Source organism: Pseudoduganella sp. GW821-FHT12E03 (genome assembly GCF_058807115.1).
The window spans coordinates 103,872-130,855 of the sequence record NZ_JBXAQJ010000012.1 but is presented as its reverse complement, the minus strand read 5'-3'; the positions used below and the strand labels follow the sequence as shown (position 1 = coordinate 130,855).

At 61.2% G+C, this 26,984-nt stretch carries 27 protein-coding genes and 1 pseudogene; 7 read left to right on the top strand and 21 right to left on the bottom strand.

Annotated features, from left to right (window positions below; translation table 11 throughout):
• Positions 1–200 precede the first annotated feature (200 nt).
• Both AC1RRC_RS26965 and AC1RRC_RS26960 read left to right on the top strand, forming a co-directional pair.
• On the top strand, positions 201–2,999 hold the full coding sequence (locus AC1RRC_RS26965) for a valine--tRNA ligase (protein ID WP_493058689.1): 2,799 nt from the start codon (positions 201–203) through the stop codon (positions 2,997–2,999).
• Between the two features lie 207 nt (positions 3,000–3,206).
• On the top strand, positions 3,207–3,650 hold the full coding sequence (locus tag AC1RRC_RS26960) for a DUF2147 domain-containing protein (protein WP_493058688.1): 444 nt from the start codon (positions 3,207–3,209) through the stop codon (positions 3,648–3,650).
• A gap of 19 nt (positions 3,651–3,669) precedes the next feature.
• Here the strand turns inward: AC1RRC_RS26960 and pqqE are convergent, their stop codons facing one another.
• From pqqE to pqqA, 5 genes are read right to left on the bottom strand one after another with little or no spacing between them, the layout of a single operon-like run.
• Positions 3,670–4,794, bottom strand: a complete 1,125-nt coding sequence (pqqE, locus tag AC1RRC_RS26955; protein WP_493058687.1) for a pyrroloquinoline quinone biosynthesis protein PqqE — start codon at positions 4,792–4,794, stop codon at positions 3,670–3,672.
• A 2-nt stretch (positions 4,795–4,796) separates the two neighbouring features.
• Positions 4,797–5,060 carry a pyrroloquinoline quinone biosynthesis peptide chaperone PqqD gene (gene pqqD / locus AC1RRC_RS26950; protein WP_493058686.1) on the bottom strand — a complete coding sequence of 88 codons (264 nt, stop codon included), beginning with the start codon at positions 5,058–5,060 and terminating at the stop codon, positions 4,797–4,799.
• A 13-nt stretch (positions 5,061–5,073) separates the two neighbouring features.
• A complete protein-coding gene (pqqC, locus tag AC1RRC_RS26945; protein WP_493058685.1) occupies positions 5,074–5,742 on the bottom strand; it encodes a pyrroloquinoline-quinone synthase PqqC in 669 nt (222 codons plus the stop codon).
• Positions 5,739–6,680 (bottom strand): pyrroloquinoline quinone biosynthesis protein PqqB, encoded by a 942-nt coding sequence (pqqB, locus tag AC1RRC_RS26940; protein WP_493058684.1) that lies wholly within the window; start codon positions 6,678–6,680, stop codon positions 5,739–5,741. Before pqqB ends, pqqC begins: the two co-directional genes overlap by 4 nt.
• Before the next feature lie 20 nt (positions 6,681–6,700).
• Positions 6,701–6,775 (bottom strand): pyrroloquinoline quinone precursor peptide PqqA, encoded by a 75-nt coding sequence (gene pqqA / locus AC1RRC_RS26935; protein ID WP_493058802.1) that lies wholly within the window; start codon positions 6,773–6,775, stop codon positions 6,701–6,703.
• Positions 6,776–7,060: 285 nt separating this feature from the next.
• Here pqqA and AC1RRC_RS26930 point away from each other — a divergent pair, with 285 nt between their 5' ends.
• Complete coding sequence (locus AC1RRC_RS26930; RefSeq protein WP_493058683.1) at positions 7,061–8,155, top strand: branched-chain amino acid aminotransferase; 1,095 nt, start codon at positions 7,061–7,063, stop codon at positions 8,153–8,155.
• A 133-nt stretch (positions 8,156–8,288) separates the two neighbouring features.
• Positions 8,289–8,969: a PEP-CTERM sorting domain-containing protein gene (locus AC1RRC_RS26925; protein WP_493058682.1), complete on the top strand. Its 681-nt coding sequence runs from the start codon at positions 8,289–8,291 to the stop codon at positions 8,967–8,969.
• 34 nt (positions 8,970–9,003) lie between these two features.
• On the opposite strand, the gene AC1RRC_RS26920 is transcribed toward AC1RRC_RS26925, so the two are convergent.
• From AC1RRC_RS26920 to tyrS, 11 genes and pseudogenes are all read right to left on the bottom strand, one after another.
• On the bottom strand, positions 9,004–9,789 hold the full coding sequence (locus AC1RRC_RS26920; protein WP_493058681.1) for a glutaminyl-peptide cyclotransferase: 786 nt from the start codon (positions 9,787–9,789) through the stop codon (positions 9,004–9,006).
• Positions 9,789–10,847, bottom strand: a complete 1,059-nt coding sequence (ruvB, locus tag AC1RRC_RS26915) for a Holliday junction branch migration DNA helicase RuvB (protein ID WP_493058680.1) — start codon at positions 10,845–10,847, stop codon at positions 9,789–9,791. Before ruvB ends, AC1RRC_RS26920 begins: the two co-directional genes overlap by 1 nt.
• A 71-nt stretch (positions 10,848–10,918) precedes the next feature.
• Complete coding sequence (gene ruvA / locus AC1RRC_RS26910) at positions 10,919–11,500, bottom strand: Holliday junction branch migration protein RuvA (protein ID WP_154375522.1); 582 nt, start codon at positions 11,498–11,500, stop codon at positions 10,919–10,921.
• A 203-nt stretch (positions 11,501–11,703) separates the two neighbouring features.
• Positions 11,704–12,231: pseudogene (ruvC, locus tag AC1RRC_RS26905) on the bottom strand (crossover junction endodeoxyribonuclease RuvC); the annotation flags it as partial.
• A 96-nt stretch (positions 12,232–12,327) separates the two neighbouring features.
• Complete coding sequence (gene purH, locus AC1RRC_RS26900; protein WP_493058679.1) at positions 12,328–13,914, bottom strand: bifunctional phosphoribosylaminoimidazolecarboxamide formyltransferase/IMP cyclohydrolase; 1,587 nt, start codon at positions 13,912–13,914, stop codon at positions 12,328–12,330.
• A gap of 129 nt (positions 13,915–14,043) precedes the next feature.
• Complete coding sequence (locus AC1RRC_RS26895; RefSeq protein ID WP_493058678.1) at positions 14,044–14,277, bottom strand: helix-turn-helix domain-containing protein; 234 nt, start codon at positions 14,275–14,277, stop codon at positions 14,044–14,046.
• Between the two features lie 53 nt (positions 14,278–14,330).
• The gene (dusB, locus tag AC1RRC_RS26890; protein ID WP_493058677.1) at positions 14,331–15,347 is read right to left on the bottom strand and encodes a tRNA dihydrouridine synthase DusB; all 1,017 of its coding nucleotides are present in this window, start codon (positions 15,345–15,347) and stop codon (positions 14,331–14,333) included.
• Between the two features lie 189 nt (positions 15,348–15,536).
• Positions 15,537–16,175 carry a histidine phosphatase family protein gene (locus tag AC1RRC_RS26885; protein ID WP_493058676.1) on the bottom strand — a complete coding sequence of 213 codons (639 nt, stop codon included), beginning with the start codon at positions 16,173–16,175 and terminating at the stop codon, positions 15,537–15,539.
• Positions 16,176–16,179: 4 nt separating this feature from the next.
• Complete coding sequence (locus AC1RRC_RS26880; RefSeq protein WP_493058675.1) at positions 16,180–16,854, bottom strand: YbhB/YbcL family Raf kinase inhibitor-like protein; 675 nt, start codon at positions 16,852–16,854, stop codon at positions 16,180–16,182.
• Positions 16,855–16,864: 10 nt separating this feature from the next.
• Positions 16,865–17,302 (bottom strand): D-aminoacyl-tRNA deacylase, encoded by a 438-nt coding sequence (dtd, locus tag AC1RRC_RS26875; protein WP_493058674.1) that lies wholly within the window; start codon positions 17,300–17,302, stop codon positions 16,865–16,867.
• The gene (tyrS, locus tag AC1RRC_RS26870; RefSeq protein WP_493058673.1) at positions 17,299–18,555 is read right to left on the bottom strand and encodes a tyrosine--tRNA ligase; all 1,257 of its coding nucleotides are present in this window, start codon (positions 18,553–18,555) and stop codon (positions 17,299–17,301) included. The genes dtd and tyrS overlap by 4 nt, the downstream gene beginning before the upstream one ends.
• Before the next feature lie 157 nt (positions 18,556–18,712).
• Here tyrS and AC1RRC_RS26865 point away from each other — a divergent pair, with 157 nt between their 5' ends.
• Both AC1RRC_RS26865 and AC1RRC_RS26860 read left to right on the top strand, forming a co-directional pair.
• Positions 18,713–20,095, top strand: coding sequence for a M23 family metallopeptidase (locus AC1RRC_RS26865; protein WP_493058672.1), 1,383 nt, complete (start codon positions 18,713–18,715; stop codon positions 20,093–20,095).
• A 383-nt stretch (positions 20,096–20,478) separates the two neighbouring features.
• On the top strand, positions 20,479–21,576 hold the full coding sequence (locus AC1RRC_RS26860) for an anhydro-N-acetylmuramic acid kinase (protein WP_493058671.1): 1,098 nt from the start codon (positions 20,479–20,481) through the stop codon (positions 21,574–21,576).
• A gap of 87 nt (positions 21,577–21,663) precedes the next feature.
• Here AC1RRC_RS26860 and erpA read toward each other — a convergent pair whose 3' ends face one another.
• From erpA to rplM, 5 genes are all read right to left on the bottom strand, one after another.
• Positions 21,664–22,038 carry an iron-sulfur cluster insertion protein ErpA gene (gene erpA / locus AC1RRC_RS26855; RefSeq protein ID WP_493058670.1) on the bottom strand — a complete coding sequence of 125 codons (375 nt, stop codon included), beginning with the start codon at positions 22,036–22,038 and terminating at the stop codon, positions 21,664–21,666.
• Positions 22,039–22,130: 92 nt separating this feature from the next.
• Positions 22,131–22,583 carry a hypothetical protein gene (locus tag AC1RRC_RS26850; RefSeq protein WP_493058669.1) on the bottom strand — a complete coding sequence of 151 codons (453 nt, stop codon included), beginning with the start codon at positions 22,581–22,583 and terminating at the stop codon, positions 22,131–22,133.
• Positions 22,584–22,587: 4 nt separating this feature from the next.
• Entirely contained in the window at positions 22,588–23,625 is a 1,038-nt protein-coding gene (gene argC / locus AC1RRC_RS26845; RefSeq protein WP_493058668.1) for an N-acetyl-gamma-glutamyl-phosphate reductase, read from the bottom strand.
• A gap of 194 nt (positions 23,626–23,819) precedes the next feature.
• On the bottom strand, positions 23,820–24,212 hold the full coding sequence (gene rpsI / locus AC1RRC_RS26840) for a 30S ribosomal protein S9 (protein WP_493058667.1): 393 nt from the start codon (positions 24,210–24,212) through the stop codon (positions 23,820–23,822).
• A 9-nt stretch (positions 24,213–24,221) separates the two neighbouring features.
• Positions 24,222–24,650, bottom strand: coding sequence for a 50S ribosomal protein L13 (rplM, locus tag AC1RRC_RS26835; protein ID WP_493058666.1), 429 nt, complete (start codon positions 24,648–24,650; stop codon positions 24,222–24,224).
• A 192-nt stretch (positions 24,651–24,842) separates the two neighbouring features.
• Between rplM and AC1RRC_RS26830 the strand changes: the two genes are divergently transcribed.
• Entirely contained in the window at positions 24,843–26,972 is a 2,130-nt protein-coding gene (locus tag AC1RRC_RS26830) for an Ig-like domain-containing protein (RefSeq protein ID WP_493058665.1), read from the top strand.
• The last annotated feature ends 12 nt before the right edge of the window (positions 26,973–26,984 follow it).

Sequence of the window (26,984 nt, the reverse complement as noted above, 5' to 3'; positions counted from 1 at the left end):
GAACAGCCCCGCACTCATCCGTACTTACACTCCCTTACAACTGATGAATTCGCTTACAAGCAGTGAAATGTTGCAGATTGGACACTGTTATATGATGAAAAAAATTGTGCACTGCGATGGCAGCCCCATGCACTGGCCACATTGCGCCTTTATAATGGTCGCTTCGCATACAATTTTGCATACAACCTACGCCCAACATCATGGAATTAGCCAAGTCTTTCGAGCCTGCCAATATTGAACAGTTCTGGCGCAGCGAGTGGGAAAAGCGCGGTTATTTTGCCGCTTCCCTCGACCTGTCGAAGCCGTCCTTCAGCATCCAGCTGCCGCCACCGAACGTGACCGGCACCTTGCACATGGGACACGCGTTCAACCAGACCATCATGGACGGCCTGACCCGCTACCATCGCATGCTGGGCCATAACACCGCCTGGATTCCCGGCACCGACCACGCCGGTATCGCCACGCAAATCGTGGTGGAGCGCCAGCTCGACGCACAGAAAATTTCGCGCCATGACCTGGGCCGTGAAAAGTTCGTGGAAAAAGTGTGGGAGTGGAAAGAAAAATCCGGCTCCACCATCACCGGCCAGATGCGCCGCATGGGCACGTCGCCGGACTGGGCCCGCGAATACTTCACGATGGACGAGCCGCGCTCGAAAATCGTGTCCGACGTGTTTGTGCGCCTGTTTGAACAGGGCCTGATTTACCGTGGCAAACGCCTGGTCAACTGGGATCCGGTGCTGGGCACCGCGGTATCCGACCTGGAAGTGGTGTCGGAAGAAGAAGATGGCTCGATGTGGTACATCCAGTACCCGCTGGCCGATGGCAGCGGCCACCTGACGGTCGCCACCACCCGTCCTGAAACCATGCTGGGCGACGTTGCCGTGGCGGTCGATCCGACCGACGAGCGTTATACCGCGCTGGTCGGCAAGATGCTGAAGTTGCCGCTGTGCGACCGTGAAATCCCGGTCATCGCCGACTCGTACGTCGACAAGGCATTCGGCACCGGCTGCGTGAAAATCACGCCGGCGCACGACTTCAACGATTACCAGGTCGGCCAGCGCCACAAGCTGGACATGCCGTCGATCCTGACCCTGGACGCAAAGATCGCCGACACGGCGCCTGCCGCCTACGTCGGCCTGGACCGCTTCGCCGCCCGCAAGCAAATCGTCGCCGACCTGGAAGCACAAGGCTTGCTGGAACAAGTCAAACCGCACAAATTGATGGTGCCACGCGGCGACCGCACCGGTGTCGTTATCGAACCGATGCTGACCGACCAGTGGTTCGTCGCCATGAGCAAGGCCGCACCGGAAGGCACGCACTTCCCGGGCAAATCCATCGCCGAAGTCGCGCTGGACAAGGTCGCCACCGGCGAAATCAAGTTCGTGCCGGAAAACTGGTCCACCACCTATAACCAGTGGCTGAACAATATCCAGGACTGGTGCATTTCGCGCCAACTGTGGTGGGGCCATCAAATCCCGGCCTGGTACGACGAGCAGGGCAATGTGTTCGTGGCGAACACCGAAGAAGAAGCCAAAACCAAAGCCGCCGCCGCCGGCAGCACCGGCGCGCTGACCCGCGACAACGACGTGCTCGACACGTGGTTCTCGTCCGCGCTGGTGCCCTTCTCGACCCTGGGCTGGCCGGAACAAACGCCGGAAATGTCGGCGTTCCTGCCATCGAACGTGCTGGTGACGGGCTTTGACATCATCTTCTTCTGGGTGGCGCGCATGGTCATGATGACCGCGCATTTCACCGGCAAGGTGCCGTTCAACACCGTGTACGTGCACGGCCTGGTGCGCGATTCGCAGGGCCAGAAAATGTCCAAGTCCAAGGGCAACACCCTGGATCCGATCGACCTGATCGACGGGATCGGCATCGATGCGCTGGTGGAAAAACGCACCACCGGCCTGATGAACCCGAAGGCTGCCGAGAAAATCGAAAAAGCCACCCGCAAGGAATTCCCGGAAGGCATCGCCGCTTACGGGACCGACGCGGTGCGCTTCACGATGGCGTCGTACGCGTCGCTGGGCCGCAACATCAACTTCGACCTGGGCCGCTGCGAAGGCTACCGCAACTTCGGCAACAAGCTGTGGAACGCGACCCGCTTTGTCATCATGAACACCGAAGGCCACGACTGCTCGGCCAACGAGGCCGACCTGTCGCAAGCGGACAAGTGGATCATCTCGCTGCTGCAAAAGGCCGAGCTGGAAATCGCCAAGGGGTTTGAGGACTACCGCTTCGACAACATCGCCAGCGCGATCTACAAGTTCGTGTGGGATGAGTACTGCGACTGGTACCTGGAACTGGCCAAGGTGCAGGTGCAACACGGCACCGAAGGCCAGCAGCGCGCCACCCGCCACACGCTGCTGCGCGTGCTGGAAGTCGTGCTGCGCCTGGCGCACCCGATCATCCCGTTCATCACCGAAGAATTGTGGCAGACCGTGGCGCCGATGGCCGGCAAGGGCGACAGCGCCGGCAAGTCGATCATGACGCAGCCATACCCGATCGCCGTGGCAGCGAACATCAACGAAGCGGCGGAAAGCTGGATGGGCGAGCTGAAAGCGCTGACCGATGCAACCCGTAACCTGCGCGGTGAAATGAAGCTGGCGCCATCGCTGCGCGTACCGCTGATCGTCGAAGCATCCGGGGCTGACAAGGAGCGCATGTCGGTGTTCGCACCGTATATCCAGGCGCTGGGCAAGTTGTCGGAAGTATCGATTGTCGACACGCTGCCGGAAACCACGGCAGCGGTGTCGGTGGTAGGCACCACCAAGCTGATGCTGAAAGTCGAGATCGACGTCAAAGCCGAACGCGAGCGCCTGTCCAAGGAAATCGCGCGCCTGGAAGGCGAAATCGCCAAGGCGTCCGGCAAACTGTCGTCCGAATCGTTCGTGGCCCGCGCCCCGGCAGCCGTGGTCGCGCAAGAAAAAGAACGTGTCGCCGCGTTCGGTGCGACTCTGGCCAAGATGCAGGAACAACTGGCCAAGCTGCCGGCGTAATCCCGCACGCTTCCCAGCAAAAGCCGGCCTCAGCGCCGGCTTTTTTCATTGGGGCCTGGCCCCTTTCATACTATCGTTCGCCCCGGGTTCGATAGCTATTGAGCGCTATTGCCCCGAGTAATTCTTCTAATTAGGGCTAGGAAATAGCACGATCGTTTTGCTACACTGGACGGATAACACCGATAACCCCTCTTTGGAGACACTCACATGTTCAAACGCCTCACCGCCGGCGCCCTGCTGGTTGCCGCCCTGTCCCCTGCATTCGCCACCGACGTTTCCCCGGTTGGCCTGTGGCAAAACATCGATGACGAAACCGGCAAGCCGAAAGCCCTGATCCGCATCACGGAAAGCAACGGCGTTCTGCAAGGCCAGATTGAAAAACTGTTCCGCGCACCAAACGAGGACCAAAACCCGAAATGCGACAAATGCACCGATGCGCGCAAGGACAAGCCGGTGGTCGGCATGGTGATCCTCACCGGCCTGAAAAAAGACGGCGATGCCTATTCGGGTGGTGAAATCCTGGACCCGAACAACGGTAAAGTTTACAAGAGCAAGCTGGAACTGACCGATGGCGGCAAGAAACTGAAAATGCGCGGCTACATCGGCATGCCGATGCTGGGCCGCACGCAAACCTGGGTCCGCCAGGATTAAACCCCATCCCGGCCCGGGATTACCCCCGCGCCAGCAGCCGCCTGGATTCCGCATCGCTGCGGAACACCAGCGGCTGCGCCTCCACCGCACCTGGCCGCCGCGCCAGTGTCACCACTTGCCGCACCACGTCATGGGACGGTGAGCGCTCGCACACCGGATCGGCGGCCGCCGCATCGCCCGCCAGCGCCAGCGCCTGGCAACGGCAACCACCATAATCCTTGTCTTTATCCGGACACGCCCGGCACGGTTCCTTCATCCATGCATCGCCACGAAAACGGTTGAACGCATCGCTGTCGTACCAGATCTCGCGCAGGCCGTGCTCGCGCACATCGGGGAAATCGATGCCCGGGATGGTGCGCGCCGCATGGCACGGCAGCGCCGCCCCATCGGCGCCCACCGCCAGGAACACCGAACCCCAGCCATTCATGCACGCCTTGGGTTTGCCCTCGAAGTAATCCGGCGCCACAAACAGGATGCGCATGTGGTTGCCGATCCGCTCGCGGTAGCGGTTCACTACGCTTTCCGCGTGTTCCACCTGTTCGCGGGTCGGCATCAATTGCGCGCGGTTCAGCAAGCCCCAGCCATAGTATTGGGTGTTGGCCAGCTCCAGGTAATCGGCGCCCATCGCCAGCGCCATGTCGATGATGCGCTCCATGTGGTCCAGGTTATAGCGGTGCAGCACCACGTTCAGCACCATCGGGTACTCGTATTGCTTGATCAGGCGTGCCACTTTCGCCTTCAAGTCGAAGGTGCGCGTGCTGCTGAGGAAATCGTTCATTTCCCGTGTCGAGTCCTGGAACGACAGCTGGATGTGATCGAGGCCCGCAGCGCGCAGCGCCTGCAGCCGCGCCTCCGTCAGCCCGATGCCGGACGTGATCAGATTCGTATAGAACCCCAGGCGCCGCCCTTCCGCCACCAGCAACTCCAGGTCGTCGCGCAACAGCGGCTCGCCGCCGGAAAAACCCAGCTGCGCCGCGCCCAGTGCGCGCGCCTGGCGCATCACGCCGAACCACTGCTCGGTCGACAGTTCGTCGCGGCAGCGCACGTAATCGATGGGGTTATAGCAAAACACGCAATGCAGCGGGCAACGGTAAGTCAGTTCCGCCAGCAGCCACAGCGGCGGTTGGATGGCCGGGGCGCCCATGGTCAGATCACCCAGCCATGCTGGCGCGCATCGATGATGAACGCATCGACATCCGGCGCCAGCCCGGTGGCGCCAAAGTCGCTTTCCAGCTGCGCGACAATCTCCGGCAATGGCCGGCTGCCGTCGCAGCGCTTGAGGATTTCCGCGGCGCTGCGATTGAGTTTGACCATGCCTTCCGGGTACAGCAGCACATAGGCATCTTGCGCGGGTTCCCATTGCAGGCGGAACAAACGGGCCAGGCGGGGATGGGAGTGTGGGGTTGGCATCGCATTCTCCTTGTCAGCCATAGGCCAGTTCAATCGCGTCCATCATCGACCACAGCACGTCGAGCTTGAATTGCAGGATGTCGAGCGCGCGCGCCTGCTGCTCCGGCGTGACGAAATACGCCAGCGTGGTTTCCAGCCCGTGCTCGACATCGCGCTCGGCCAGTGCAATGCGGCTGCGGAAGTAGTGCAAGCCATCCGGCTCGATCCACGGGTAATGTTGCGGCCAGCTGGCCAGCCTGTCCTGGTGGATTTTCGGCGCAAACATTTCCGTCAGCGACGAGCACACGGCTTCCTGCCATGGCGCCTGCCGCGCGAAATTCACATACGCATCGACCGCAAAGCGCACACCCGGCAACACATGGCGCTGCGACCACAGTTCGTCGCGCGTCAGGCCCACCGCCACCCCGAGGCGCACCCACGCTTCGATCCCGCCTTCGTGCGTGTCATCGCCATCGTGGTCGACGATGCGCTGGCGCCAGCGGCGGCGCGTGGCGCGGTCGGGGCAATTGGCGAGGATGGCGGCGTCTTTCTGCGGAATGCAAACCTGGTAGTAAAACCGGTTGGCGACCCAGCCGCGGATCTGGTCCGGATTCAGCAACCCCTGCTGCATCCGCACGTTGAACGGATGGTGAATGTGGTAGCGGTCGCCCTTGGCCAGCAAGCGTTCAGTGAAAGTGGTCACAATACTATCTCCATGCCGTCATACGCCACCTCGACACCCTGCGCGCGCAGCACGCCGCGCTCGGGGCTGTTTTCATCGAGGATGGGATTGGTGTTATTGATGTGGATGAGGATCTTGCGCCGGCTGGCCGATGTCGGCAGGCCGGCCAGCACATCGAGCATGCCGCCGCCGCCCGATTGCGGCAAATGGCCCATGGCCGACGCCCCTTTGGCGGAAAAGCCATGCGCCACCATTTCATCCTCGGTCCAGAACGTGCCATCGACCAGCAGGCAATCGGCTTCGATCATGGCTTCCCACACCAGCGGGTCGACGCGGCCCAGTCCCGGCGCATAAAACAGCCGCTTGCCGCTGACCATGTCATGCACCAGCAAGCCGATGTTGTCGCCGGGCGCGGGCTGGTCGCGCCGTGGCGAATAGGGTGGCGCATTGCTGTGCAGCGGCAGCGCCGTGAAGCGCACGCCATTGAGTTGCGGGATGGTGAACGATTGCCGCTCGCCGGCCGCAACCGGGATGGCACGCCAGTCCACTCCGCAATAGTGCTCCAGCACCGTCAGCAGCGGCAGGCCCGACGTTAAATCGCCCTGCACGTCGGCGCTGCAATACAGTGGCAAGCGCGGCCCTTCGCGCAACATCATCAGTCCCGTCACGTGGTCGACTTGCGCATCCATCAGCAGCACGGCGGCAATGCCGCTGCCGCGCACAGTGCAAGGCAACCCCGGCGCCGGCTGCAGCGCCGGATTGGCTTTCAGTTGCGTGAGAATGTCGGGCGACGCATTGACCAGCAGCCAGTCCTTGCCATCGGCGGAAATCGCAATCGATGACTGCGTACGCGCACGGCTGTTGATCGTGCCGCGCCGTACGCCGTCACACTGGCGGCAATTGCAGTTCCACTGCGGGTAGCCGCCGCCAGCCGAAGAACCGAGTACCAGGATTTTCATGGCAGCTCCCGCAGTCCGGATCAGCGGTTCAGGATGTACATCGTGATTTCAAAACCGAAGCGCAGGTCGGTATATTCAGGTTTGGTCCATTGCATGATCGTCTCCTTGGTTATCGTGGGTTGAGCGGCAGGGACGGATTCCCGGCGCGCTCCACTTAACCAAGGCAACTTGCGTGCCTGCCCTCTTTGGCCCGCGCCCTGCGGGTTGCGCGGCGGTGTCGTGCGGCAAAATGCAACAAGCTGTACCGGATCGGCGCAGTGTGTGACACGCGTGGCGCAGCCGGTCAACGGCGACGCCGTTACGTCCTGGGGCTGCAACTTTGATAGAATCGTGGGATTGCCAACCGGCCGCAACATGGCCGCCACACTTAGACACCATCCATGAGCACTCCAGACATCCTGATTCAGCCATCCACCCATGCCCTGCCCGCCGCCGAACGCGAAAAGCTGATGGCCTCGCCAGGTTTCGGCAAACTGTTCACCGACCACATGGTGACCATCGCCTACAAGGATGGCGCTTGGCAGCAGGGTGAAGTGAAGCCCTATGGCCCGCTGACCCTGGCGCCATCGGCATCGGTGCTGCACTACGGCCAGGCCATCTTTGAAGGCTTCAAGGCGTTCATGCAGCCGGACGGCTCGATCGGCACCTTCCGCCCGGAAGCCAATGCCGAGCGCTTCAACCGCAGCGCGGCCCGCCTGGCGATGCCGGCCCTGCCAGTGGAACTGTTCATGAAAGCCGCCGATGCGCTGATCAACATCGACAAAGGCTGGGTGCCGAAAAACGTCGGCGAGAGCCTGTACCTGCGTCCATTCATGATCGCGACCGACGCGTTCCTGGGCGTGCGTCCATCGAAAGAATACTTGTTCGTCATGATCGCCTCGCCTGCGGGCGCCTACTTCCCGCAAGGCGTGAAGCCGGTCACCGTGTGGATCAGCGAAGACTATGTGCGCGCGGCGCCAGGCGGCACCGGTGAAGCCAAATGCGCCGGCAACTACGCGGCCAGCCTGCTGGCGCAAGCCCAGGCGCAAGATGAAGGCTGCGACCAGGTGGTGTGGCTGGACGCCGTGCAGCGTTCGTACATCGAAGAAATGGGCGGCATGAACCTGTTCTTCGTCTACACGGAAAACGGCAAGCCGGTGATCGTGACGCCGGAACTGACCGGCACCCTGCTGCCAGGCGTGACCCGCCGCAGCCTGCTGCAAGTGGCGAAAGACCTGGGCTACGAATCACGCGAAGTGAAACTGACGGCCCAGCAATGGCGCGACGACGTCGCCAGCGGCCGCATGACCGAAGTCTTCGCGTGCGGCACCGCCGCCGTCATCACACCGGTCGGCCACGTGAAAGCCAAGGGCTACAACTTCACCATCAACAATGGTGAAAACGGCCCGGTCACGATGGCGCTGCGCGACGCCCTGCTTGGGATCCAGCACGGCACCACGCCGGATACGCACGGCTGGATGCACAAGGTCTGCTAAATCTTTGCCGGATGGATATGGCCGTGTGGCCATATCCACAATGATTTAAATACAATAATATTGCTCGAAGGTATAGACAATTTACCTGGTTTAATGATTTACTTGCGTTTTGTTAATTACAAATAAGCAAGTCATGAAGAAAAGCTTGAGTTCCCTGCTGTGCCTCTTGGCACTGTCCGCACCGGTACAGGCGTCGGTCATCAATCTCCAATTCACTGCGAAAGTCGATTCGATCCATATCTGGGATTACCAGCAGGATGGCAGCGCCATCGAATCTGACCCACAATCCGCTATGTTCGGCGGTGACCTGATCAATTGGGGGGAAAAACTTGTTGGCGCGCTTAGCTACGATTCCGATACGCCCTACGCTGGAGAAGGTGCAGTCGGCGATGCCAACAGCGCACTCTATCATGCCAAGGGCTTGCGCCTGATTTTTGAGGGCGGCCACGTCTTCAAAGGACATTCTGGCGCTTGGACCAGCATTTCCATCTTCAATAACTCTGCTTATACCAATGGCTACGATTTGTGGAATATCGTGAGCTACAACGGCGCGTCGGAACAGGCCATCATTGGCATGTATAACTATAGCGGGGATATGTTCACTGATACCTCCCTTGCGCTGCCCTCATTCGCACATCCGAATTATGCGGGTCTGAACTTGAACTTCCACGATGCCATTACAGGGCAAAACATCCGAATCGGCGCTTTCCTGAGCGCCATTCAGCAAGTCCCTGAACCAGCCACGCTGGCCACCATGGCGATGGGCCTGGGCATGCTTGCTGTGGCGCGCCGCCGCAAGCAGGCAGGCCAGTAAGTCCGCGCCGTCGAGCCGGGCAGCCCCACCCGGCTTACTTCTTCTTTACCTCAATCTCAAACACCTTCGGCCACAGCTTGCCGGTGACGAACAGGCGCCGCGCCTTGCTGTCGTAGGCGATGCCGTTCAACACGTTATCGGCGCCCGGCACGATATTGGCCTGCGCGGCCAGGCCGGACAGGTCGATCCAGCCGATCACCCTGCCGCTGAACGGATCGATGCGGGCGATGCGGTCGGTCTGCCAGATGTTGGCGTAAATCTCGCCTTCCACCCATTCCAGTTCATTGATCTGCTCGAGCGGGACGCCATCGCTGGTCACGCGGATGCGGCGCGTCTGGCCCAGGGTTTTCCCGTCGAGCACGCGGATGTACGGCGTCCCGTCGCTCATATACAGGCGCTCGCCATCGGTGGTCAGGGCCCAGCCTTCGCCGGGATAATTGAAGGTCTGCTTCAGGGCGAAGGTCTTGGCGTCGAAGATAAAACCAGTCTGCGTGGTCCAGGTCAGCGCCACGATATCGCCGCCCATCGGTGCGATGCCTTCGCCGAAATACTGCTGCGGGAGTTCGCGCTTTTGCAGGACCTTGCCCGATTCCAGCTCCACCCGCCGCACCGACGAGCGGCCATTCAGGCCGGTACTCTCGTATAAAAACCCATCCTGGAAAAACAAGCCTTGCGTAAACGCGGCGCTATCGTGCGGATACGCTTTTTTCACCGTGTAGCCATACACCGGCACCGCCGATTGCGCGTGCGCCGCCATCGCCGCCGCCAGCCCTGCGGCGGCGGCGCGCTTCACAGCCCGTTTTACATTAAGCCTCAACATCACAGGTCATCCCACAGTTCTCCGTTTGGACTGGTGCGCGGCGGCGTGGCGCCGAAATGCCGGTAAGCGGCCGGTGTGGCGACGCGCCCGCGCGGCGTGCGCTGCAGATAGCCTTGCTGGATCAAATACGGTTCCAGCACGTCTTCAATCGTATCGGCCGCCTCGCCGATGGCGGCCGACAGGTTGCCGACGCCGACCGGGCCGCCGCCGAACTTATACAAGACCGCTTCGAGCAGCTTGCGGTCCATGACATCGAAGCCGACCGTGTCGACATCGAGCATCACCAGCGCATCGGCGGCGATTTGCTGGGTGATGTCGCCGTTGCCTTTGACTTCCGCATAGTCGCGCACGCGGCGCAGCAAACGGTTGGCGATACGCGGCGTGCCCCGTGCGCGGCGCGCGATTTCCGCCGCCCCCTCCGGCGCGATCGACGCTTTCAGCAACGCGGCGCTGCGGGTGACGATCTTGGTCAGTTCCGGCACCGTATAAAACTCCAGCCGCGCCACGATGCCAAAGCGGTCGCGCAGCGGGTTGGTCAGCATGCCGGCGCGGGTGGTGGCGCCAACCAGCGTAAACGGCTGCAAATCGAGCTTCACTGAACGGGCCGCCGGGCCCTCGCCGATCATGATGTCGATCTGGTAGTCTTCCAGCGCCGGATACAGGATTTCCTCGACCACGGGCGAGAGGCGGTGGATTTCATCGATGAACAGCACATCGTTGGCTTCCAGGTTCGTCAACAGCGCGGCCAGGTCGCCGGGACGTTCCAGCACCGGGCCCGAGGTCTGACGCATATTCACACCCATTTCGCGCGCGATGATGTTGGCCAGGGTGGTTTTACCCAGGCCCGGGGGACCGAACAGCAAGGTGTGGTCCAGCGCTTCCTTGCGCTTGCGGGCGGCGGAAATGAAGATTTCCAGCTGGTCGCGGATTTTCGACTGCCCGACATATTCGTCCAGCAGCTTGGGGCGCAGCGCGCGTTCGATGGCTTCCTCGTTCGGCGACGAAGGAGCCGCGTCGATAATGCGCTGCTCGGTGAAATTGTCAGTTTGAATGCTCATGCCTCAATGGTCCGGGTGTGGCCAGCACAACGCCGGCGCCGCATGGTTCCGCTCACGCGGGATGCCTGTCATTATCCTTTGGAGAGCGCCTTCAGCGCCAGCTTGATGCCGTCCGAGACGCCGGCATCGGCCGGCACCTTTTTCAGCGCCAGCAATGCTTCCTTGTCAGAATACCCCAATGCCAGCAGCGCGTTCAGGATATCGGTTTGCGCATCGGGCGCCGCATGGACGCCGCCGGTGGCGCCGATATCCGCCCCCAGCTTGCCCTTCAGTTCCAGCAACAGGCGCTCGGCCGTCTTCTTGCCGATCCCGGGCACTTTCACCAGGCGGCCCGATTCCTGCAACGTGACCGCCTGCGACAAATCCGCAATCGACATGCCGGACAAAATCGACAGCGCGGTGCGCGCACCGACGCCGGAAATCTTGATCAACTGGCGGAACACCGCGCGCTCTTCCGCATTGCCAAAGCCGAACAGCAAATGCGCATCTTCGCGGATCGCCTGGTGCGTGAACAACACCACCTTCTCGCCCACGCCGGGCAGGTTGTAAAACGTGCTCATCGGCACATCGACTTCATAGCCGACGCCGGCCACGTCAACCAGCAATTGCGGAGGATTTTTTTCAAGCAGGATGCCGGAGAGACGCCCGATCATAATGTCTTTCAGTAAAAGTGAGTTCAGCCGACCAGGCGGCCGCGCCGCATGCGCAGCGCGCCCAGGTCGATGGCGGTGGTGGCCGTGGCGGATGAAGCCGGCGACGGCGTCGCTGCGGCCGGTGCGGCGCCACGCACTGTGCGCTTGGCGGCAACCGGCACGACCGGATCATTGGCGATGCCGGCCGCGACCGCGCGCAAGCTGCGCCGTGCGGGCTTGGACCCTTGCAGGATTTGCAGCGCGTGCGCCGCGCCCGCAAGCGCCACCAAGTCCTGGCTGTGCGCATGGCAAATCGCCACACCGAGCGCGTCGGCCGCATCGGTGCCGGGCAGCCCGGGCAGCGCCAGCAGGCGCGCCACCATGTCCTGCACCTGCGACTTGGCGGCGCGGCCGGTGCCGACCACGGCTTGTTTCAATTGGGTGGGAGAATATTCCGCGACCGGCAAGCCCTGGCTGACCAGCGCGCAAATGGCGGCGCCACGGGCCTGCCCCAGCAACAGCGTGGAGTGCGGATTGACGTTGACGAAGACTTTTTCGATCGCCGCGCAGTCCGGTTTGTAGGTGGCGGCCACTTCGGCCACACCATCCAGGATGATCTTCAAACGCGCAGGCAATTCCCCTTCGCCACTCTTGATGGTGCCGGAAGCGATGTAGCGCAATTTGTGGCCGTGCTTGTGGATAACGCCAAAGCCGGTGGTGCGCAAACCGGGGTCGATGCCGAGGATAATCATCCCGGGATTGTACCCGGGATGATTGAACCCTGTATATAAAAACAGTGCGGCGTCCCCAAGTGAGGACGCCGCACTGTTTATGGAACTACGTGACGATTAATGACGGAAGTGACGGGTGCCGGTGTACAGCATCACCACGCCGCGCTCGTCGGCCGCGTCGATGACTTCCTGGTCGCGCATCGAGCCGCCCGGCTGGATCACGCAAGTCGCGCCCGCATCGACCACGACATCGAGGCCGTCGCGGAACGGGAAGAACGCGTCCGACGCCACGGCGGAACCGGCCAGGGTCAGGCCGGCGTTTTGCGCCTTGATGGAAGCGATACGGGCCGAATCGATACGGCTCATCTGGCCGGCGCCCACGCCCAGGGTCATGTTATTGCCGCAGAAGACGATCGCGTTCGACTTCACGTACTTGGCCACGCGCCACGCGAACATCAGGTCTTGCAATTGTTGCGGGGTTGGCTGCAGCTTGGTCACGACTTTCAGGTCGGCCAGCAAGACGTTTTTCGCGTCCGCCGATTGCACCAGCAGGCCGCCGCCGACGCGTTTGAAGTCCATGCCGTTGACGCCGTCGCCCAGCGGGATTTCCAGCAGACGGACGTTTTGTTTGGCCGACAGGATTTGTTTTGCGTCAGCCGAGAACGACGGTGCGATCAGCACTTCGACGAACAGTTTCGCCAGTTCGGTCGCGGCGGCCGCGTCCACTTCCACGTTGAAGGCAATGATGCCGCCGAAGGCCGAGGTCGGGTCGGTTTGCAGCGCGCGCTTGTACGCATCGGCGGCATTGACGCCCAGCGCCACGCCGCACGGGTTGGCGTGCTTGATGATGACGCAGGCGGCAGGCTGGTCGAAACCGCCCATGGATTTCACGCATTCCCACGCGGCATCTGCGTCGGCGATATTGTTGAACGACAGTTCCTTGCCTTGCAGCTGCTTGTAGTTGGCCAGCGCGCCCACTACCGGCGACAGGTCGCGGTAGAACGCGGCGGACTGGTGCGGGTTTTCGCCGTAGCGCATGTCTTGCACTTTTTCAAAGTGCACGTTCAGGGTGTTCGGGTACGACGAACGGGTCGCGTGCGCACGGTCCGGGCCCAGGCTCGACAGGTAGTTGGCGATGGCGCCGTCGTACTGCGCGGTGTGCGCATAGACTTTTTTCGCCAGCATGAAGCGGGTTTCATAGCTGACGTAGCCAGGAGCATTGTCGGTGGTCTTCATTTCCGCCAGCACCACGCCGTAGTCGGACGGATCGCAGATCACGACGACGTCCTTGTGGTTCTTGGCCGACGAACGCAGCATGGCCGGGCCGCCGATGTCGATGTTCTCGATCGCGTCATCCAGCGAGCAAGTGTCTTTCGCTACCGTCGCCTGGAACGGGTACAGGTTCACCACCACCATGTCGATGGTCGGGATGTTGTGCTCTTCCAGCTTGGCCATGTGCTCCGGGAAGTCGCGGCGCGCCAGGATGCCGCCGTGCACTTTCGGGTGCAGCGTTTTCACGCGGCCATCCAGCATCTCCGGGAAGCCGGTGTAATCGGCGACTTCGGTCACGGGCACGCCGTTATCAGCGAGCAGCTTGGCGGTGCCGCCGGTCGACAGGATATTGACACCCATCGCGGACAGGGCGCGGGCAAAGTCCAGTACGCCGGTTTTATCGGAGACGGAAATGAGAGCTTGTTTGATCATGGCTGTGGCTAGGTTGTTGAGTATTTTTTAGATGACTTGGGTGCCGGGCCTTCAGGCCGGGCATCCACAAATCAGTCCAGCAACATGGCCAGGGTCACAGCCATGCAAGCCGGACGTGGAACGGACTGTTTACAGCAGGCCGTGTTCCTGCAATTTCTTGCGCAAAGTATTGCGGTTGATGCCCAGCATCTGGGCGGCATGCGACTGGTTGCCGTCGGCGCGCGTCATGACGACTTCGAGGATCGGCCGTTCCACGGTCATCACGACCATGTCGTATACATTGGAAGCCTTTTGCTCGCCCAGGTCATTGAAGTAATCCTCGAGGCTTTTCTGGACGACTTCCTGGATGCTTTCTTTGCTCATATTCTTATCTTCTTGCTAAATGTTCTGCCAACTGGCGGCTATCGGTGCAGCTATCAAGCTGCCAGCATTTGTTCGGCGAGGCGGTATTGTAACCGCTCGCCGTACTTCAATTGCGATTCAAAAAATTCGTTGACTGCGAGCAACTGCTCGTCCGTCGATTCCATCCGGTTCATGCGCTGGCGGAATTCTTCGCCGCCGGCCAGGTCTTGCACATACCAGCCGATGTGCTTGCGCGCGGTGCGCACGCCCAGGTAGGCACCATAGAACTGGTAATGCGCCTGCAAGTGTTCATCCATCAGGTGGCGTACTTCTTCGACCATCGGCGGAGGCAAATGTTCCCCGGTGCGCAAAAAATGATCGATTTCGCGGAAAATCCACGGCCGGCCCTGGGCCGCGCGGCCGATCATGACGGCGTCGGCCTGGGTTTTTTCCAGCACGAATTTCGCTTTTTCCGGCGTTGTGATGTCGCCATTGGCCACCAGCGGGATCTTGACCGACGCCTTGACGGCGGCGATCGTGTCGTATTCCGCGTCGCCCTTATAGCCGTCGGCGCGCGTGCGCCCGTGCAGGGTCAGCATTTGTATACCGGCCTGTTCGGCAATGCGGGCAATCCGCAGCGCATTCTTGTTTTCCCGGTCCCAGCCGGTACGGAATTTCAGGGTCACCGGGATATCGACCGCGCGCACCACCGCATTGACGATGCGCTCGACCAGGTCTTCGTGCTGCAACAGTGCGGAACCGCACCAGTTATTGCACACCTTTTTCACGGGGCAGCCCATGTTGATGTCGATAATCTGCGCGCCCTTGTCGGCGTTGAATTTGGCGCAGTCCGCCAGGTCTTGCGGATCGGCGCCCGCGATTTGCACGGCTTTCGGCTCCATCTCGCCTGCGTGGTCGATCCGGCGCGAACTCTTTTCACTGGCCCACAGGCGCGGGTTCGAGGCCGCCATCTCCGACACGGCATAACCGGCGCCCAGCTGCTTGCACAACTGCCGGAATGGCCGGTCTGTCACACCCGCCATGGGGGCGACAAAGACGTTATTGCGGAGGATATGCGGACCGATCTGCACCGTGAAAACCTGTTTCTCGAATAGGGAAGCCGGCTATTTTACCCGAACAACTGCTCAATTAATAAGCACAATTTAGTATTGTTCGAATGTTTGTGCAGCATAGGGGTTATGTAGCGAAGTTTCTGTGCAGAAATGACAACGGCGGCAGGCGCTGCACAGGTCCTGCCGCCGCCGACTGCCAAGCGGGTTTTAAATAATGTCGTCCAGCGCCAGCGCCAGGTGGTCGACTTCACCCCAACTGTCGAGCGACAGCTGGCCACCGGCCAGAGTGAAGCGGTTGATGCTGGCGTTACGCACCTGGAAATCGCGGGGACTGTCCAGACTCATGCCTTTCGCCGCGCGGTACGCGCATTCCAGCACGCCGCCATGGGCCACGATGGCAATGGTTTTACCCGGATAGCGCCCGGCCCACCCGGTGATGGCGTGAATACAACGCTGATAAAACTGGCGGAAGCTTTCCGCGATCCGCTCGCCGTGCGGCATCATCGCATCCACGTCGCGCGCCTGCCACGCGGAAAATTCCACCGGGTATTGGCGCTCGATGTCCGCGTACAGCATGCCCTCGAACACGCCATAGGCACGCTCGCGCAATTGCGGGTCTTGTTGCACTTGCAACGGATGAAGCTCGGCAGCGGCCTGCGCTGTTTGCACGGCGCGCTGCAGGTCGCTCGACACGATGGCGGCCAGCGGTTCGTCCGCCAGCGCCCGCGCCAATGCCTGGGCCTGGCGCACGCCTTCATCGTTCAAGCCGATGTCGAGGTGGCCCTGCAGGCGGCGCACCGCGTTCCACGCGGTTTCACCGTGGCGTATTAAAAGTATGTTTGTCATCTATCTATTTAGATACTGCCGGGTTCAGCGCGGAACTCAACGCGGGATTCAGCGCCGGGTTCAACGTATAGCTGCCGATGATTTGCGCTTCATCGATGATATGGCCACGGATCGCTGCCAGTGCTTGCGGCCCGGTGAACCGGCCTTCCAGCGGCAGGCGCGCCACATCCAGTGCATACAAGCGGAAAACATAATGATGCAGCCGCTCGTCGTTCCAAGGAGGGCACGGGCCGTCATACCCGTAATAGTCGCCCGCCATCTGTTCATCGCCGGCAAACCAGCCCGTGTAATCGTTGACGCCCTGGCGCACGGCGGCGCCATCGAGCGTGGCGTCCGGCCCCGGCTTGCCTTGCGCGACCACGCCATCGGCCAGCTGGCCGGCGGCAATCGCCGTCTGCGTGGCCGGGATGTCGGCCAGGGTCCAGTGGTAAAAATCCGCGCGCGGCATCGACGCCGGCAGGGTTTTCCCCTCCTGGTTGACGTCGGTGCCGATGGTGGGCACATCGCCGTCGATGCACACCAGCAGCAGCGATTGGGTGCCGGCCGGCACATCCGTCCAGGCCAGGTGCGGGTTGCGGTTGGCCGACAGGTGGATATGCGTGGCCGCATCCTGTTCGGCAAAGGCAAATTCAGCGGGAATGACACCGCCATCCTGGATCGAATCGCTCCACAGCTTCATGGTTCTCCCTTTATGTTTTCAGCCAGATCGTCACCGGACCATCATTGGTCAGCGACACTTTCATGTCCGCGCCAAAGCGGCCGGTCTGCACCACCGCATGCTTGGCCTGCGCTTGCCGGACAAAGTAATTGAACAGGCGTTCGCCATCGGCCGGCGCCGCCGCCGGGCTGAACGACGGGCGGGTGCCGGATTTGGTGTCGGCCGCCAGGGTGAACTGCGGCACCAGCAGCAAGCCGCCCGCCACATCCGTCACGCTGCGGTTCATCTTGCCGGCGTCATCGCCAAAGACCCGGTAGCCCAGCAACTTGGTCAGCAGAGCGTCCGCTTCTTTTTCCGTATCCCCCTTTTCCGCACACAGCAGCACCATCAGGCCGTGGCCGATTTCGCCGACGGTGGCGCCATCGACCACCACCTTCGCGCTGGAGGCCCGTTGCAGCAAGCCGATCATGCGGACAGCGTGATGCGGGCAAACTTGCGCTTGCCGACTTGCACCACGAAGGTGCCGGCCTCGACTTTCAACGCCTTGTCGCTGATGACGGCGCCATCGATGCGCACGCCACCCTGCTCCACCATGCGCATGGCTTCGGAGGTCGACGCGCACAGGCCCGCGTTTTTCAGGATATTGGCGATGCCGGCCGGCGCGCCGCCCAGGGCGACTTCCGCGATGTCGTCCGGGATGCCGCCCTTGGAGCGGTTGACGAAGTCGGCCAGCGCTTCCTCGGCCGCCTGGCGCGAGTGGAAGCGTTCGACGATTTCCTGGCCCAGCGCGACTTTCGCATCGCGCGGGTTGCGTCCATCCGCCACTTCGCGCTTCAACTGGGCGATATCCTCGATGGACTGCCACGACAGCAGGTCGTAGTAGCGCCACATCATCTCGTCCGAGATGCTCATCAGCTTGCCGAACATGGTGGTGCCCGGTTCGGTAATGCCGATGTAATTATTCTTGGACTTCGACATTTTTTCCACGCCGTCCAAGCCTTCCAGCAGCGGCATGGTCAGGATGCACTGCGGTTCCTGGTTCCAGTCTTTTTGCAGTTCACGGCCCACCAGCAAGTTGAATTTCTGGTCCGTGCCGCCCAGCTCCAGGTCCGCCTTCAGCGCCACCGAGTCGTAGCCCTGCATCAGCGGGTACAGGAATTCATGGACGGAAATCGGCGTGCCGGCTTTAAAACGCTTGGTGAAATCGTCGCGCTCCATCATGCGCGCCACCGTGTAGCGCGACGCCAGCTGGATCAGGCCGCGCGCGCCCAGCGCATCGCACCACTCCGAGTTGTAGCGGATTTCAGTTTTCGCCGGGTCAAGCACCAACGAGGCTTGCTTGAAGTAAGTCTTGGCGTTTTCTTCGATCTGTTCGCGGGTTAGCGGTGGACGGGTGGCGTTGCGGCCGGACGGGTCGCCGATCATCGACGTGAAGTCGCCGATCAGGAAAATCACCTGGTGCCCCAGGTTTTGCAGCTGGCGCATTTTATTCAGCACCACGGTGTGGCCCAGGTGCAAGTCCGGCGCGGTCGGATCCAGGCCCAGCTTGATGCGCAGCGGCACGCCGCTCTGTTCCGAACGGGCCAGTTTCTGCGCAAATTCGCTTTCGATCAGCAGCTCATCGACGCCGCGCCTGGTGATGGCCAGCGCTTCCTGGACACTGTCGGTCAGTGGCAATACGGTGTTGGGCGCCTTCTTCGGCGAAGTGATTGTCTGATCCATAAGGGGGTAACGCGTTCTCTTAAAAATGTAGGAGGAGTCCGATAGTTTGATATAATTCGCGATCCGACCAATCTTGCCGTACGAAAACGAACCAAACAGACAACTATAAAAATATCAAAGTTCCGGATGTTTCAAGCGGCAAATTTTAACTGATTGCATGGACCCTATGAACAAATTCACAGGCTCAGGCCTGGTCAACTTGCTAGGTTCGACGCGCAAAGCGCGCATCATGAGTGCATCAGCGCTGTTGCTCGCTGTGTGCGCCTTTGGTGCGGCCGGCGTCGCGCCACTGGCGCCTGATGCCGCGGAACTGCCGGTCACTTCGGTCACGTCCGATCTCGCCCTGCCGAGCCTGTCTGACCAAATCAATGCCCTCCAGCAGCAGGAATCCACCGAGAAATACGTGCACGAAGAGCGCATCCGCGCCGGTGACACGTTGGCCGCCCTGATGACGCGCCTGGGTGTGGAAGATGATGCCGCCGAGAATTTCATCAAGAAAGACAAGGTCGCCAAGGGCGTCATGCAGCTGAAAACCGGCAAGCGTGTCCAGGCCCAGACTGATGAAAACGGCAACCTGATCTGGCTGCGCGCCACGGTCGTGGATGGCAAGGACATTCCGGTCAAAAACATTTCCATTACCCGCAATGGCGACAAGTTTGAAGCGTCCGAAGTGGCCGCCAAGCTGGAACGCCGCGTGGAAATGCACTCCCGCACGATTGAAAGCACGCTGTTTGCCGCGACCGACAATTCAAATGACGGCGCCAAGCTGCCCGATTCCGTGGTCAAGCAAATCGTCGAGATGTTCTCGACCAATATCGACTTCCGTTCCGACCTGAAACGCGGCGACAGCTTCAATGTCGTCTATGAATCGTTCTACCAGGATGGCGAATTCGTCAAGGCAGGCCGCATCCTGGCTGGTGAATTCACCAACCGCGGCGCCACTTACCAATCGGTCTGGTTTGAAGATCCGGTATCGGGCCAGGGCGGCTATTACAGCTTTGACGGCAAGGCGCTGAAAAAAGCCTTCCTGAAATCGCCACTGGAATTCTCCCGTATTTCGTCCGGCTTCTCGATGCGCGTACACCCGATTTCCGGCAACTGGAAACAGCACAAAGGCATCGACTTCGCCGCCGCGACCGGCACGCCGATCCGCGCAGCGGGCGACGGCGTGGTGGACTTTGCCGGTATGGACAAGGGCGGCTATGGCAACATGGTGGTCTTGAAGCACTGGGCCAACTACTCGACCGCGTATGCACACATGAGCGGCTTCGCATCGGGCTTGAAAAAAGGCCAGAAAGTCGCGCAGGGCGATGTGATCGGCTATGTCGGCTCGACCGGCTGGTCGACCGGCGCCCACCTGCACTATGAATTCCGTGTCGGTGGCGACGCCAAAGACCCGTCGAAGCTGGCCATGATCCAGCAAGCCCCGCTGACCACGGCGGAACTGACGCGCTTCAAATCGGTCTCCGGCGAAATGATGCACCGCTTCGCCCTGCTGCGCCCACTGGGCCGCACCGCAGCAACGCTGGCAGCCAAATAAGCCCGCCTTCGCAGCACAACAAAACGGCGCCCGCGTGGCGCCGTTTTCTTTGGGGTCAGGCGTGCATTCGTGCACACACATCCTGGGGTCAGGCGTGCATTGATGCATTCAATCTCGCCCGAAACCCGCACCAATGGCTAAACCAGCACTGCTGAGTTCGCCTGTTTGAGCGACGGACCCAGCCACACCCAATGCATGATTTGAGTGAGCCTCACCTATGAGCGCCATGCACGAACGCACGCCTGACCCCACAGGAGTAACGCATGAATGCACGCCTGGCCCCATTCTAAGTTGATTAATCAAGGGGTTATCGGGTGGTGTTCGGGTTTTGCGTTGAAGGGGAACGCAGGCGACAATAGGACTAATTTACTGCGGGGGGGGTTATGAGCTTGTATATCGGCCTGATGTCCGGCACCAGCCTGGACGGCGTGGATGGCGTGCTGGTGGATTTCTGGGCGGGGGCCGCGCGCACCATGGCGGCGGCGTATGTGCCCTTCCCTGACGAGTTGCGGGCGGAATTGCTGGCGCTGCAGGCCGCCTCGCCCAACGAGCTGGAGCGCGAAGCGCTGGCCGCTAATCGCCTGGCGCAACTGTATGCGCAATGCGTGGCCGAGATCCTGGCCCCCACTGACATGACAGCCGCCGATGTGCGCGCGGTGGGCGTGCATGGACAAACCATCCGCCACCGCCCCGAACTGGGTTTCACGCGCCAGACCAACAATCCCGCCCTGCTGGCCGAATTGTGCGGCATCGACGTGATCGCCGACTTCCGCAGCCGCGATATCGCTGCCGGAGGCCAGGGCGCCCCGCTGGTGCCGGCGTTCCACCAGGCGCTGTTTGCCCAACAGGGCAAGACCCGCGTGCTGGCCAATATCGGCGGCATCGCCAATATCAGCATCCTCAAGGGCGACAACCAGACCGCCGGCTTCGATACCGGCCCCGGCAACGTGCTGATGGACGCCTGGATCGGCCGGCACCTGGGCCGCCCCTACGACGACGACGGCGCCTGGGCCGCCACGGGCACCCCCATCCAGCCGCTGCTCGACGCGATGCTGCAAGAGCCCTACTTTGCCCTGCCCGCCCCAAAAAGCACGGGCCGCGACCTGTTCCACAGGGACTGGCTGCGGCGCCACCTGGCGCCCTACCCCGACGCGGCGCCGCAGGACGTCCAGGCCACCCTGCTGCAACTGACCGCCATTTCGCTGGCCGACGCCATTACCTCGCAGGCGCCGCGCACGGAAGCGGTCTACGTCTGTGGCGGCGGCGCGTATAACAGCGTGCTGATGCAGGCCATTGGCCGCAGGCTGGGAGAGAACGTGAAAGTGACATCGACCGATGCGCTGGGCGTGCCGCCGAACCGCATGGAAGCGCTGGCGTTCGCCTGGCTGGCATTCCGCTTTAATGAGCGGCAGGCAGGGAATTTGCCCGCCGTGACGGGGGCAAGTGGGGAGCGGGTTCTGGGCGCGCTGTATCCGCGCTAGCGGAGCGGCGCTATCGGCAAGGCGGCGGCGCAACGGTGGCGGCGCGCAAGCGCACCGCCTCTGACGCGCCGGTTGCCCGGCGGCAGCTTACGCCGAGAACGACGAACCGCAGCCGCAGGTCGACTGGGCGTTCGGATTCTTGATGACGAACTGCGCGCCTTCCAGGTCATCCTTGTAATCGATTTCCGCGCCCACCAGGTATTGGTAGCTCATCGCATCGATCAGCAACTGCACGCCGTTTTTCTCCATCGTGGTGTCGTCTTCGTTGACGATTTCATCGAACGTGAAACCGTATTGGAAGCCGGAGCAGCCGCCACCCTGTACAAAGACGCGCAGTTTCAGGTCTGGATTACCTTCTTCTTCGATCAGTTGCGCAACTTTTTCAGCGGCCGCATCGGTGAAAACGATGGGCGACGGAATCACGTCGTCTTGCGCTTGCGTGGCTTCTGCTACTTCACTCATTTGGTACTCCTTCAAAATCAATGCCTTATTATAGACCGTCGCACGGACTCATGCTGTAGGTGGCCGATTCTACGAACCGCCACGCAACAGCGTTATTTCTGCGGCAACGCGGTAATGGTGCCGGATGCGGCCCGGCCGGCAGCCGGCGCACCCGCCGCAGATGCCGCCACTGATGCCGACGGCGTCGATGCAAGCGGCACAGCCGCTACCGGCGCGGCGCCCACAGGCGCCGCCGCGACTGCCGCAGCAGCACCGGCCACGGCGCCCGGCGCCGCCGGCAAAGCCACCCCGGCCGCCTTCAGCGCCGCCTGCAACGCATCGCGTTCCACCGTCAATCGCCCGATTTCCGCCTGCGCCTCATCGAGTTGCTGCTGCACGTCGGGCAAACTTTGCCCCTGGCTGGCGCCCATGATGCGCTGACCGAGGTCAACGCCCCAGACCAGCAGCACCCCGCCCATCACCAGCACCACGGCGATACCGAGGATGCGCGCCACCAGAGGCGCGCGCCGCTCTTCCAGCACCACCGTCCCCTTCGCGTCTTTCACAGGATTACGGCAGCAGGGCGATGTTATTCAAGCCCAGGCCTTCTTCCAGGCCGAACATCAGGTTCATACACTGCACCGCCTGGCCCGATGCGCCCTTGACCAGGTTGTCCTGCACCACCAGCACGATCAGCGTATTGCCATTGTCCGGACGGTGCAGCGCCAGGCGCAGCATGTTGGCGCCGCGCGTGCTGCGGGTTTCCGGGTGCGAGCCCCACGGCATCACATCCACGAACGGCTGATCCTGATATGCGTCCTCGAACAGCTTTTGCAATTCTTCATTGCTGATTTCTTTGGTCAGGCGCGCATAAAGGGTCGAGGCCATGCCGCGGATCATCGGCACCAGGTGCGGCGTGAAGATCAGGTTGACCTTGTCGGCCGAGAAACGCTGCAGCTGCGCCACGGTTTCCGGCGTGTGACGGTGGCCCGACACGCCGTAAGCCTTGAAGTTATCGGATGATTCAGAGAACAAAATGCCGATTTCCGCCTTGCGGCCGGCGCCGGACACGCCGGACTTGCAGTCGGCAATCAGGTTGCCCGCATCGATGACGCCAGCCTTCAGCAGTGGCACAAAGCCCAGCTGCATGGTGGTCGGGTAGCAGCCCGGGTTGGCGATCAGGTTCGCGCTCTTGATGTCGTCACGGTTCAGTTCCGGCAAGCCATAAACGGCTTCTTCGATCAGTTGCGGCGCGGTGTGGGGAATCTTGTAGGTTTTTTCAAAGACCGCCTGGTCCTTGATACGGAAGTCCGCCGCCAGGTCGATCACCTTGACGCCGGCTTTCAGCAGTGCGGGCGCCTGCTCCATCGCCACGCCGTGCGGGGTGGCGAAGAACACCACGTCGCACTGGGTCAGGTCGACTTTGTCCGGCGCGGAAAACGCCAGGTTCACGCGGCCGCGCAGGGAAGGATACATGTCGGCCACCGGCAAACCATCTTCCTTGCGCGACGTGATTGCCGTCAGCTGCACTTGCGGATGGACTGCCAACAATCGCAGCAGTTCCACTCCGGTGTATCCGGTGCCGCCGACGATGCCAACTTTGATCATGTTCTTTCCTTGAGAGTAAATGGTAAAAAGGGACTGTATTTTATCAGTGCTGGAAATCCGGCGTCGCCGGACGACAAAATGACGATGCCCGGCCTGAAGGCCCGGCAAACATGGCAGAAATTAAAAAAGCCGCCAGGCGAACCGGGCGGCTTTCGTACAGTACCCGGACAAGCCGGGTAGCTGTATAAGCGAAATTAACGCTTCGAGAATTGCTTTGCGCGACGTGCTTTGCGCAGACCAACTTTTTTACGCTCAACTTCACGTGCATCGCGGGTCACGAAGCCGGCGCGTGCCAGATCGCCCTTCAGCGCTGCATCGTAGTCGATCAGGGCGCGGGTGATACCGTGGCGCACTGCACCTGCCTGGCCGGACTCGCCGCCGCCGTGCACGTTGACTTTGATGTCAAAACGCTCAACGTTGCCGGTCAGTTCCAGCGGTTGACGGATAACCATCAGGCCGGTTTCGCGGGAGAAGTACTCAGCGGCTGGTTTGCCGTTGACGATGATCTGGCCGGTGCCAGTTTTGATGAACACACGAGCCACTGCACTCTTGCGACGGCCGGTGCCGTAGTTGTAGTTACCGATCATGTCAGTTCCTTAGATTTCGAGTGCTTTAGGTTGCTGGGCAGCGTGCGGGTGCGAACCTTCGGCGTACACTTTCAGCTTCTTGATCATTGCGTAGCCCAGTGGGCCTTTTGGCAACATACCTTTAACAGCTTTTTCCAGGGCGCGGCCAGGGAAACGCTGTTGCATTTTCAGGAAGTTGGTTTCGTAGATGCCACCTGGGTAGCCCGAGTGACGGTAGTAGGTCTTCTCGGTTGCTTTGGTGCCGGTCACGCGCAGTTTGCCTGCGTTCACGATGACGATGAAATCGCCGGTATCAACGTGAGGGGTGAACTCTGGCTTATGCTTGCCGCGCAGTCGGCGTGCCACTTCGCTGGCAACACGGCCGAGGACTTTGTCCGTCGCGTCAATCACGAACCAATCACGCTGGACTTCATGGTCCTTAGCGGAAAAAGTTTTCATGTTTTGACTTTCTGTGAAAAATTAACTAACGCTCAAATGGTGGTTCCGCCCTGGTGTTGCAGCGGACGCAGCCTTCTTGTTTACTTTTCCTGAGCGAATGGAAAGCCTGCGAGTATAACCCAGAAAGACGCCCGGGGTCAACTCCGTCACTTGCAACGCCATGCTAAGATCCAAGTTTTTTGGCTGGCCCAAATGAGCGACGATCACAGCAATACCTATACGACTGCCACGCCCCTGGCGTTCAACTTCCCGGCGCTGGGGAAGATCGAATCTTCCTTGGATGTGGATTATTTCAAGCTGGCGCTGGAAGCAGGAAAAACGTATTCGCTGGCGCTGTTTGCCGGTGCCATTGACGGTTTGGCACCTATGAAATCCATGGTAGGTACCCTGTCCCAACTCTCCCCGCTGGCCTCGGGCGGATCGGGCCTGATCCAGATTGCGGCCATGAGCGCCAGCCTGCAGAAGGTGGAACGACTCAACTTCACGCCCACCACAAGCGGTGACTATTATCTGGAAGTGCATGCGCTGTTCGATTCAACGGGCAGCTATGCGATCAGCTATGACATGGCTGACATTACGCCGCCCGCGGCGCCTGTCATGATCTCCAACATCCGCTCGCCGGGCAACCACCTGTCGCTGAAAGGGACCGCCGAAGCCAACAGCACCGTCCTGATCAAGGCGGACGGCACTACTTACCGCAGCACAGTTGCCGACAGCAATGGCAACTGGACATTCGAAGAAACGCCATCGTCAACCTGGCTCGCATCCGGCAACCACCAGTTGACCGCCGTCGCCGTCGACAACCGCAACAATCAATCGGCACCAAGCACGACGATTAACTTCACGCTCGACACGCAGGCGCCAACGTGGCCGATGTGGAAAGACAGCTTATCTAACAGCACCTTCAACACCGCCACGCCCGTCCTGAGCGGTGAAGCCGAAGCCGGCGCGGTAATCACACTCCTGGACGGCACCACCACCATCGGCACCACGACGGCACTTGCCGACGGCACCTGGTCCACCACTGCCAGCACACTGTCCGATGGCGCGCATACACTCAAGGCGCGCGCCACGGATGCCGCCGGCAACACGTCCATGGAACGCTTCCTGGTGATTAATATTGCAACCAAGGCGCCATCGTCCCCGGTGGTATCGCTGGCCAGGGAAACCATGCCGGCTTCGCTGGTGCCGCTGGAGGGAACGGCTGCTCCGAACGCCACGGTGACCATTACTGAAAATGGCAGCCAGCTTTTCAAGACGACAGCGCAAGCCGACGGCAAATGGTCGGGATCGGTTCCGTCCGTCGCGGAAGGCAGCCACACCTGGCAAGTCACTGCAACCGATGCCGCCGGCAACACATCCCCAGCGACCGCGTTGAAATTCAAAGTCGATACCACGCCCCCGGTCATCCCTGTGCTGAATCCAGTCGCCAGCATCAATGGAGTGACCGACAGCAACCAGCCGCTGCTGAGCGGCCACGCCGAACCATTTGCCTCCATTACAGTCACGACCTCGCCGGATGCCGCCACCATGGCCAGCGTGCGCACAATCGGCGCCACGGTGGCCGGCAGCGATGGCGCCTGGCAGCTTCGCACTGATCTACTAGGCGATGGCATATATGGCATCAATGTGCGCGCCATCGACGCGGCCGGCCATGCATCACCTGCCGCCGCCACGCAGCTCACCGTCAAGAGCAGCCAGAACATCAGTGGCAGCGGCAGCGCGGACCCGATCGCGGTCACGCCAGGCAGCCATGTCATCGATGGCGGCGCGGGCATTGATACCGCCTCGTTTTCAAGCAAACGCGCCGACGCCAAAATCGGTATCAACGCGGAAGGCTGCTACACGGTCGAGAATGCCAGCGAAGCCAGTATCCAATTGCTGCTCAACGTGGAACGCCTGCAATTCAGCGATAAATCACTGGCACTCGACGTCGGCGCCGGCGCCAATGGCGGCATGGTCTACCGCCTGTACCAGGCGGCCTTCGACCGCACGCCTGATACGGGCGGCCTGGGCTATTGGCTGAAACAGGTCGACAATGGCACGACGCTGCGCGACGTCGCGAACAGTTTTCTGCAAAGTACGGAGTTTGCCACCCTGATGGGTAGCGCCAATCCCGACAACAAACAATTCCTCAGCAAGCTGTACGCGAATATCCTGCACCGGGCGCCGGACCAGGCAGGGTATGACTATTGGATCAATGTGCTGGATAAAGGCGCCGACCGCGCTGAAGTCCTGGCCGGGTTCAGCGAAGGCACGGAAAACCAGGCGCAAGTCATTGGCAGCATCAAACTGGGGTTCGAATACACCCCGTTCGGCTGATCGGACGGCGAC

Bases quoted from the DNA above. Each gene is read 5' to 3' on its own strand.
- AC1RRC_RS26885 (WP_493058676.1), bottom strand. From the start codon at position 16,175: ATGACAAACATACTTTTAATACGCCACGGTGAAACCGCGTGGAACGCG.
- pqqB (WP_493058684.1), bottom strand. From the start codon at position 6,680: ATGAAAATCCTGGTACTCGGTTCTTCGGCTGGCGGCGGCTACCCGCAG.
- AC1RRC_RS26960 (WP_493058688.1), top strand. From the start codon at position 3,207: ATGTTCAAACGCCTCACCGCCGGCGCCCTGCTGGTTGCCGCCCTGTCC.
- AC1RRC_RS26965 (WP_493058689.1), top strand. From the start codon at position 201: ATGGAATTAGCCAAGTCTTTCGAGCCTGCCAATATTGAACAGTTCTGG.
- AC1RRC_RS26865 (WP_493058672.1), top strand. From the start codon at position 18,713: ATGGACCCTATGAACAAATTCACAGGCTCAGGCCTGGTCAACTTGCTA.
- AC1RRC_RS26830 (WP_493058665.1), top strand. From the start codon at position 24,843: ATGAGCGACGATCACAGCAATACCTATACGACTGCCACGCCCCTGGCG.
- AC1RRC_RS26860 (WP_493058671.1), top strand. From the start codon at position 20,479: ATGAGCTTGTATATCGGCCTGATGTCCGGCACCAGCCTGGACGGCGTG.
- rpsI (WP_493058667.1), bottom strand. From the start codon at position 24,212: ATGATCGGTAACTACAACTACGGCACCGGCCGTCGCAAGAGTGCAGTG.
- AC1RRC_RS26920 (WP_493058681.1), bottom strand. From the start codon at position 9,789: ATGTTGAGGCTTAATGTAAAACGGGCTGTGAAGCGCGCCGCCGCCGCA.
- ruvA (WP_154375522.1), bottom strand. From the start codon at position 11,500: ATGATCGGGCGTCTCTCCGGCATCCTGCTTGAAAAAAATCCTCCGCAA.
- AC1RRC_RS26880 (WP_493058675.1), bottom strand. From the start codon at position 16,854: ATGAAGCTGTGGAGCGATTCGATCCAGGATGGCGGTGTCATTCCCGCT.
- rplM (WP_493058666.1), bottom strand. From the start codon at position 24,650: ATGAAAACTTTTTCCGCTAAGGACCATGAAGTCCAGCGTGATTGGTTC.
- dtd (WP_493058674.1), bottom strand. From the start codon at position 17,302: ATGATCGGCTTGCTGCAACGGGCCTCCAGCGCGAAGGTGGTGGTCGAT.
- ruvB (WP_493058680.1), bottom strand. From the start codon at position 10,847: ATGAGCATTCAAACTGACAATTTCACCGAGCAGCGCATTATCGACGCG.
- erpA (WP_493058670.1), bottom strand. From the start codon at position 22,038: ATGAGTGAAGTAGCAGAAGCCACGCAAGCGCAAGACGACGTGATTCCG.
- purH (WP_493058679.1), bottom strand. From the start codon at position 13,914: ATGATCAAACAAGCTCTCATTTCCGTCTCCGATAAAACCGGCGTACTG.
- AC1RRC_RS26925 (WP_493058682.1), top strand. From the start codon at position 8,289: ATGAAGAAAAGCTTGAGTTCCCTGCTGTGCCTCTTGGCACTGTCCGCA.
- tyrS (WP_493058673.1), bottom strand. From the start codon at position 18,555: ATGGATCAGACAATCACTTCGCCGAAGAAGGCGCCCAACACCGTATTG.
- argC (WP_493058668.1), bottom strand. From the start codon at position 23,625: ATGATCAAAGTTGGCATCGTCGGCGGCACCGGATACACCGGAGTGGAA.
- AC1RRC_RS26930 (WP_493058683.1), top strand. From the start codon at position 7,061: ATGAGCACTCCAGACATCCTGATTCAGCCATCCACCCATGCCCTGCCC.
- pqqE (WP_493058687.1), bottom strand. From the start codon at position 4,794: ATGGGCGCCCCGGCCATCCAACCGCCGCTGTGGCTGCTGGCGGAACTG.
- AC1RRC_RS26895 (WP_493058678.1), bottom strand. From the start codon at position 14,277: ATGAGCAAAGAAAGCATCCAGGAAGTCGTCCAGAAAAGCCTCGAGGAT.
- pqqD (WP_493058686.1), bottom strand. From the start codon at position 5,060: ATGCCAACCCCACACTCCCATCCCCGCCTGGCCCGTTTGTTCCGCCTG.